This window comes from Thermomonas sp. (assembly GCF_047606765.1).
Classification (GTDB): domain Bacteria; phylum Pseudomonadota; class Gammaproteobacteria; order Xanthomonadales; family Xanthomonadaceae; genus Thermomonas.
Genome location: NZ_JASGED010000117.1, coordinates 1 through 7069, shown reverse-complemented (window position 1 = coordinate 7069; position 7069 = coordinate 1). Strand labels below are relative to the sequence as shown.

6 protein-coding genes are annotated in these 7069 nt (G+C 64.1%); 2 read left to right on the top strand and 4 right to left on the bottom strand.

Annotated elements, in window-relative coordinates; genetic code table 11:
* Positions 1 to 76: 76 nt before the first annotated feature.
* Both greB and QM612_RS11065 read right to left on the bottom strand, forming a co-directional pair.
* On the bottom strand, positions 77 to 634 hold the full coding sequence (greB, locus tag QM612_RS11070) for a transcription elongation factor GreB (RefSeq protein WP_415253944.1): 558 nt from the start codon (positions 632 to 634) through the stop codon (positions 77 to 79).
* A gap of 7 nt (positions 635 to 641) precedes the next feature.
* The gene (locus QM612_RS11065) at positions 642 to 2201 is read right to left on the bottom strand and encodes a helicase HerA-like domain-containing protein (protein ID WP_415253943.1); all 1560 of its coding nucleotides are present in this window, start codon (positions 2199 to 2201) and stop codon (positions 642 to 644) included.
* A gap of 109 nt (positions 2202 to 2310) precedes the next feature.
* Between QM612_RS11065 and QM612_RS11060 the strand changes: the two genes are divergently transcribed.
* Positions 2311 to 3837 carry a transglycosylase SLT domain-containing protein gene (locus QM612_RS11060; protein ID WP_415253942.1) on the top strand — a complete coding sequence of 509 codons (1527 nt, stop codon included), beginning with the start codon at positions 2311 to 2313 and terminating at the stop codon, positions 3835 to 3837.
* On the top strand, positions 3834 to 5510 hold the full coding sequence (locus tag QM612_RS11055) for a M28 family peptidase (RefSeq protein ID WP_415253941.1): 1677 nt from the start codon (positions 3834 to 3836) through the stop codon (positions 5508 to 5510). Before QM612_RS11060 ends, QM612_RS11055 begins: the two co-directional genes overlap by 4 nt.
* Positions 5511 to 5703: 193 nt before the next feature.
* Here QM612_RS11055 and tsf read toward each other — a convergent pair whose 3' ends face one another.
* Both tsf and rpsB read right to left on the bottom strand, forming a co-directional pair.
* A complete protein-coding gene (tsf, locus tag QM612_RS11050) occupies positions 5704 to 6588 on the bottom strand; it encodes a translation elongation factor Ts (protein ID WP_415253940.1) in 885 nt (294 codons plus the stop codon).
* 155 nt (positions 6589 to 6743) lie between these two features.
* Positions 6744 to 7069, bottom strand: a 326-nt coding sequence (gene rpsB / locus QM612_RS11045) for a 30S ribosomal protein S2 (RefSeq protein WP_415253939.1), incomplete at its 5' end; no start/stop codon positions are given.

Below are 7069 nucleotides of genomic sequence, written 5' to 3'. Positions count from 1 at the left end.
GCGAGGTTGAGTACAACGCCGATTAGCACTGAAGCCTGTGGGTTCGTCATTCCGGCGAAAGCCGGAATCCAGCTTCTTACTGTTTGCTCAAGAGCTGGATTCCGGCTTTCGCCGGAATGACGGCATCAACGTCATTCTGATAACCCACCTCGACAATCACGAACCGCACCACGCCGCCCGGCAACTGCGCTTCGAACTCGTCATCCACCCGCTTTTTCAACATTGTCCGGGCCAATGGTGCGTCGATGCTGATCCAGCCCAGCCTGGCGTCGGTTTCATCCGGGCCGACGATGCGGTAGCGCGATGTTTCACCGCTGGCGATGTTTTCCACTGTGACATGTGCGCCGAAGAACACCGCCTCGCGGTCGGCAGGCGCGGCATCGACCACGCGCAGCGCTTCCAGCCGCTTGCTCAGGTAGCGCACGCGGCGGTCGATTTCGCCAAGCTGCTTCTTGCGATAGGTGTACTCGGCATTTTCCGAGCGGTCGCCCTCCGCTGCGGCAGCAGCGAGTGCCTTCACCACCTCGGGCCGGCGCACGCGCCACAACTCGTCCAGCTCGGCCTTCAGCCGCGCATGGCCCTGCGGGGTAATCAGCGCCGTGCTTTTTTCGGCGGGCGGACGCCAGCGGCCCATGCGCGGATCAGCGTTTGCCGAAGATGCTGCCCAGGATGCCGCGCACGATCTGGTTGCCGATCTGCCCGCCGTATTTCTTGCCGGTCTTGCCCAGTACCGATTCGCCGATGGCGCTGCCAACGCTGCGGCCAATGGAGCCGCCCACGTTGCCGGTGGTGCGCTTGGCCACGTCCTGCACCATGCCTTGCTTGCGCTTGCTGCCGAACAGGAACTCGTTCATCTTCTGGCCAAAGCCGCCTTCTTCCGCTTCGCTGGCAGCAGGCGCGTCCTTGCTGGCCTGCTCCACGCGCGCGGCCAGCATTTCCGCCGCCGATTCGCGATTGACGGTGTTGTCGTACTTCGCACCCACCGGGCTGGCGTTGCGCACCTGCATGCGCTCGGCTTCGGTGATCGCGCCCATCCGGCAACGCGGCGGTGCGATCAGGGTTTTCTCGACCGGCATCGGCACGCCCTTGTCCATCAGCATCGACACCAGTGCTTCACCGGTGCCGAGCTGGCCGATGGTTTTTGCAACATCCAGTGCGGGATTGGCGACGAAGGTTTCGGCGGCAGTCTTCACCGCCTTCTGGTCGCGCGGCGTATAGGCGCGCAGCGCGTGCTGCACGCGGTTGCCGAGCTGGCCCAGGATGTCGTCCGGTACGTCGTCCGGGAACTGCGAGCAGAAATAAATGCCCACGCCCTTCGAGCGGATGATGCGCACCACCTGCTCGATGCGCTGGCGCAGCGCAGGCGGCGCGTCGTCGAACAACAGATGCGCTTCATCGAACACGAACACCAGCTTCGGCTTGTCCATGTCGCCGACTTCGGGCAGGTTTTCGAACAACTCCGACAGCAGCCAGAGCAGGAAGCTGGAATACAGGCGCGGCTTCAGGATCAACTGGTCGGCGGCCAGGATGTTGACCACGCCATGGCCGTCATGCGTGGTGCGCATCAGATCGGCAAGTTCCAGCGCGGGTTCGCCGAAGAACATCTCCGCGCCTTCCTGCTCCAGCCGCAGCAGCGCGCGCTGGATTGCGCCGATGGACTGCGTGCTGACCAAGCCGTAGGACGTGGAAATGTCCTTGCGCTCCTCGGCAACCAGGTTCAGCAGCGCGCGGAAATCATCAAGGTCAAGCAGCAGCAGGCCACGGTCATCGGCCAGCTTGAACAGGATGTCCAGCACGCCGCTTTGGGTGTCGTTAAGTTCAAGGATGCGCGCAAGCAGCGTCGGCCCCATTTCGCTGACCGTGGTGCGCACCGGATGGCCGGACTTGCCCCACAGATCCCAGAACACCACCGGCGCGGCTTCGTTTTTGTAATCGGTGATGCCCAGTTGCTCGATGCGCGCCTGCAACTTCTCGTTCAGCGTGCCCGGCACAGCCAGCCCGGACACGTCGCCCTTCACGTCGGCCAGGAACACCGGCACGCCGATCCGGCTGAAGCCTTCGGCCAGCGTCATCAGCGTGACGGTCTTGCCGGTGCCGGTTGCGCCGGCCACCAGACCATGCCGATTGCCGTATTTCGGCAGCAGGAACACGCTGCCGCTGGTTTCGGTGGTGATGGCCTTGCCGACGAAGATGGGGTCCATGGGGCGTTCCGGATGTTTGCAATAGTCGAGCGATTCTATCGCGATGACGGGTTGCCCCTGCGCACCGCAGGCCGTTACCCTGCCGATTCCCCCGCATTTGGTTGCACGCATGATTGTTCGCCACCTGCCCGCGCTCTGCGCCATCGTTCTGAGCCTGTCCGTGCTCGCGCCGTCGGCGCAGGCGCAATCCCGCCGCGAGCGCGCCGAAGCGGTCACCTTGCAGCAACGCATGGACGCTGCCGAGAAGCGCTATCGCGATGCCTTGCTGGACGAAAACGAGGACGCCGGCGCGCGCATTTCCGCCGAAGCCCTGACCGAAATGCAGGCGGTGGTGGCCGCTTGCGCCAAGCTGAAGGGCTGCGAACTTGCGAAGAAGCTAGAAACCTACGAGCGCCTGCTGAAGGCCAGCCCGGATCCCGAATCCGGCGATCCCGAGCAGGAAGGCGATCCCATCGACGAAGCCGACTTCGCCGATACCGACGTGCCGGACGAAGCCAATGCGTCATCGCTGCTCAGCGAGGAAGGCCAGCGCTTCGTCAAGATGGTGCAGTTCAACCCGGCGGTGCAGGCTGGCATCCGCCGCTGGCTGACCGACATGCGTCCGTCGCTGATGGACAGCTACGAGAACTACCGCTACATGCAGCACCTGATGGTGCCGGCATTCAAGCGCAACGGCCTGCCGGAAGCGCTGCTGTTCGGGATCATGGCGAAGGAATCCAACGGCAAGGTGCATGCGGTGTCGCGCGCGGGCGCAGCCGGGCCGTTGCAGTTCATGCCGTCAACCGGTCGCCGCTTCGGGCTGGGCAACGATGGCAGTGGCTTCGACACCCGTTTTGATGCACGCGCCTCGGCAGATGCCGCCGCGCAATATCTTGCCGAACGCATGGCCCAGCTCAACAACAGCATCGAACTGTCACTGGCTGGTTACAACGGCGGCGAGGGCCGCGCCCTGCGCGTGTTCGAAGGCAGCGGCGGGCGCAGCTTCTGGGATGCCGATGTTTACAACCAGTTCCCGGCGGAAACCAAGGACTACGTGCCGATGGTGGTTGCGGCCGCGTGGCTGTTCCTGCACCCGAAGGAATACGGCATCCGCTGGCCGCGTGTCAGCGCCAATCCGGCCACGGTGCAACTGGCACAGCCGGCTTCCATCCACGAACTCACCATCTGCCTTGGCAACTACGGCTCGCGCGACGGCTACCTGCGCGTCCTGCGCAATCTCAATCCACGCTGGGCAGCTGAAAGCACGATGCCGGCAGGCACCCAACTCAACGCCACCACCCGCATCGCATGGCTGTACAACCTGCACTGCAGGAGCGGCAAGCGCGCAACACTGGCGCGTGAGTTGGTGACCAGCAACGTGCGCAACGCACTGGTGCGCGTTGGCGAACCGATCCCGGCCACGGATGCAACTGCAGCCGCCGCCGCCGCAGACACGCCGCCGGCACCAGCACCTGCACCACGCCCGCAGCCGCCCAAGCCGCGCAGCCACAAGGTGAAGAAAGGCGACACCCTCAACGGCATCGCCGATCGCTTCGGCTGTGACCTCCGCACACTGGCACGCGCGAACAAGTTGAAGGCACCGAAGTACGCGATCCAGCCGGGGCAGCACCTCAAGCTTGAAGGGTGTAAGCAATGAGCGTCTTCTTGAAATTCGCCGCGTTGGGCATTGCGTTGGCTTGCGCGGCTTGCAGCACGCGGCCGGTGGCATTGGATGACATTCCCGGTGGCGGCATCAGTGCCGATAATCTTGCCGCACACCTGCGGGTGCTGGGTTCTGACGCGTTCGAAGGACGCGCCCCGAATACGCCGGGCGAAGAAAAGACGGTGGCCTACATCGCCGAGCAGTTCAAGAAGGCAGGGCTTGCGCCCGCAGGTGATGACGGCAGCTGGTTCCAGCAAGTGACACTGGAGCGCAACGAGATCGTTGGCCCGGTGCATGCCTCGCTGCAGGTCGGCGGGAAGTCGCGCACGCTGGTTTCGGGTGAGGACATCGCGCTGGAATCACTGCATCCCGGCAGCAGAGTGGACTTGCGCGACGTGCCGCTGGTGTTCGCCGGCTATGGCATCACCGCGCCGGAACTGGGTTGGGATGACTACGCAGGATTGGACGTGGCCGGCAAGGTGGTCGTGGTGCTCATCAACGATCCGGATTTTGAAAGCGGTCAGGGCGACTTTGGTGGCCGCGCGATGACCTATTACGGGCGTTGGACATACAAGTACGAGGAAGCCGCCCGGCGCGGTGCGGCGGCGGCGCTGATCGTCCATGAAACCGCAGCCGCAGCCTATCCATGGGCGACCGTCCGCAATGGCCGCAACGGGCCGCAATACGACATCGTGCGCGCCGATGCAGCAACCTACCACCTGCCTGCACGCGGCTGGATCCAGCGTGGCGTGGCGGAAGCGCTGTTCCGCGAAGCCGGGCTGGATTTCGATGCAGAGAAGGCCAAGGCGCAGCAGCGTGGCTACAAGGGCAGGGCGATGCCGGGTGCATCGGTATCGCTGGCCTTCGACGTGGCGCATTCACGCATCGTCAGCCGCAACGTGGCCGGCATACTGCGCGGTGCATCGCGGCCGGAGGAAACGGTGATCCTGTCCGGCCACTGGGACAGCTTCGGCCTGATTCCCGATGCCGATGACAGCGGTGATCGCATCGTCAATGGCGTGGTGGACAACGCCACCGCCATTTCCTCGCTGATCGAGATGGCGCGCGTGTTTGCGGCTGGCCCGTCTCCCAAACGCAGCCTGTTGTTCCTTGCACTCACTGCCGAGGAAAGCGGCCTGCTGGGCGCGAAGTATTACGCCGCCAACCCGTTGCGCCCGCTCGCCACCACCGCCGCAGTGTTGAATCTGGAAATGTGGAGTCCGGATGGCCCCACCCGCGACATTTCCTCGTGGGGTGTTGGCAAGGTCTCGCTGGAGCGTGACCTGGTGGCGACCGCCACGCGCGAAGGCCGTACTTATTCGCCCGACCAGAATCTGCAAGCTGGTCTGTTTTATCGCGCCGATCATTTCGCCTTTGCGCAGGCGGGTGTGCCGGCGTTGACCATCGGCCCCGGTATCGACCAGATCGAAGGTGGTGTCGAAGGCGGCAAGGCTGCACGCGCGACGTATTTCGCCAACTGCTATCACCAGCCCTGCGACGAGTTCGGCGATCACTGGGACATGCGCGGCCCGGCCACGGACACACGCACGGTCTATCGCCTGGCAGCAACGTTGGCGAACAGCGGTGAATGGCCGGAATGGGATGCAACCAGCGAGTTCCGCGCCGAACGTGTGAAGACCGACGCAGAACGCAACTCAGCGCACTGATCGCAAGTTTCATCTCTGTCATTCACAAAAAACCCGCCTTCCGGCGGGTTTTTCGTGGTCTTGATGCAAGTGCCGAGCGAGCCGTCGTCAGCGTGGCGCGGGTGGCGCGCAGCAACCGCAGTGTACGAAGTCGTACATGAGGATTGCGAGCATCGAATGCGCCGCGATCACGGCGGCGCAGCCGGCACGCCGATCAGACCTGCATCGCCTTGGCGACTTCGGCGGCATAGTCCTCAACCACCTTCTCGATGCCTTCGCCGACCACCAGGCGCTGGAAGCCCACCACGTCGGCGCCAGCGGCCTTGGCCACGGCTTCGACGCTGCGCTTGTCTGCGTCCAGCACGTATTCCTGGCCGTACAGGGTGACCTCGTTGACGATCTTGGCGATCTTGCCGCTGATGATCTTTTCGAGGATGTCGGCGGGCTTGCTCTTGTCCTTGTCGGACATCTTGGCCAGTTCGATTTCCTTTTCCTTCTCGACGAAGTCCGCCGGCACGTCGGCAGCCTGGTTGTACTGCGGGTTCATCGCGGCAACGTGCATCGCGATGCCGCCAGCCAGCTCGGCATTGCCGCCGGCCAGGTCCACCAGCACGCCAATCTTGCCGTTGGTGTGTACGTAGGCACCGACGTTGTTGTTGCCATCGACCTTGGCGATGCGGCGGATCTGGATGTTCTCGCCCAGCTTCTGCACGGCGGTGGCGCGGGCTTCCTCGACGGTCTCGCCGGAGGCCAGCTTGGCAGCCTTCAGGGTTTCGACGTCAGCAGCGCCCGAAGCCAGCGCGGCCTGTGCCACGGCATCAACGAAGGCCTTGAAGTTGGAGTCGTTGGCGACGAAGTCGGTTTCCGAATTGATTTCGACCAGCACGGCCTTGCCGCCGCTCTGGGCAACGCCGATGCGGCCTTCGGCGGCAACGCGGTCGGCCTTCTTGTCGGCCTTGGCGGCACCGGACTTGCGCAGCGCTTCGGCTGCGGCGTCGATGTCGCCGTTGTTTTCGGTGAGCGCCTTCTTGCACTCCATCATGCCGGCGCCGGTGCGCTCGCGCAGTTCCTTGACGAGGGAAGCGGTGATTTCAGCCATGGGGAATTACCTTTCGAATATTGGGTGACGTCATTCCGGCGAAAGCCGGAATCCAGTGCTTGTTGGATCCGGCAAAGGCTGGATCCCGGCTTTCGCCGGGATGACGAGCAGGAGACTGCGACCGCGCAGCATCGCGCGGCCACATGACGGCGCGATTACTCGGCCTTCGGCTTGGCAGCGCGGCGGGCCGGCTTCTTCTCTTCGCCTTCAACGGCGGCAGCGAAGTCTTCCTCGCGTACGTTGGCGGCGTTCGGTGCAGCGGCCTTGCCTTCCAGCACGGCGTCGGCGGCGGCACGGGCGTACAGCTGCACGGCGCGGATGGCGTCGTCGTTGCCGGGGATGGCGTAATCGACCAGCGCCGGGTCGTAGTTGCTGTCAACCACGGCGATCACCGGGATGCCGAGCTTCTTGGCTTCCTTGATGGCGATGTCTTCATGGCCGATGTCGATGACGAACAGGGCGTCGGGCAGGCGGTTCATGT

Excerpts from the sequence above, each read along its gene's own strand:
- QM612_RS11060 (WP_415253942.1), top strand. The coding sequence starts at position 2,311 with ATGATTGTTCGCCACCTGCCCGCGCTCTGCGCCATCGTTCTGAGCCTG.
- QM612_RS11055 (WP_415253941.1), top strand. The coding sequence starts at position 3,834 with ATGAGCGTCTTCTTGAAATTCGCCGCGTTGGGCATTGCGTTGGCTTGC.
- greB (WP_415253944.1), bottom strand. The coding sequence starts at position 634 with ATGGGCCGCTGGCGTCCGCCCGCCGAAAAAAGCACGGCGCTGATTACC.
- QM612_RS11065 (WP_415253943.1), bottom strand. The coding sequence starts at position 2,201 with ATGGACCCCATCTTCGTCGGCAAGGCCATCACCACCGAAACCAGCGGC.
- tsf (WP_415253940.1), bottom strand. The coding sequence starts at position 6,588 with ATGGCTGAAATCACCGCTTCCCTCGTCAAGGAACTGCGCGAGCGCACC.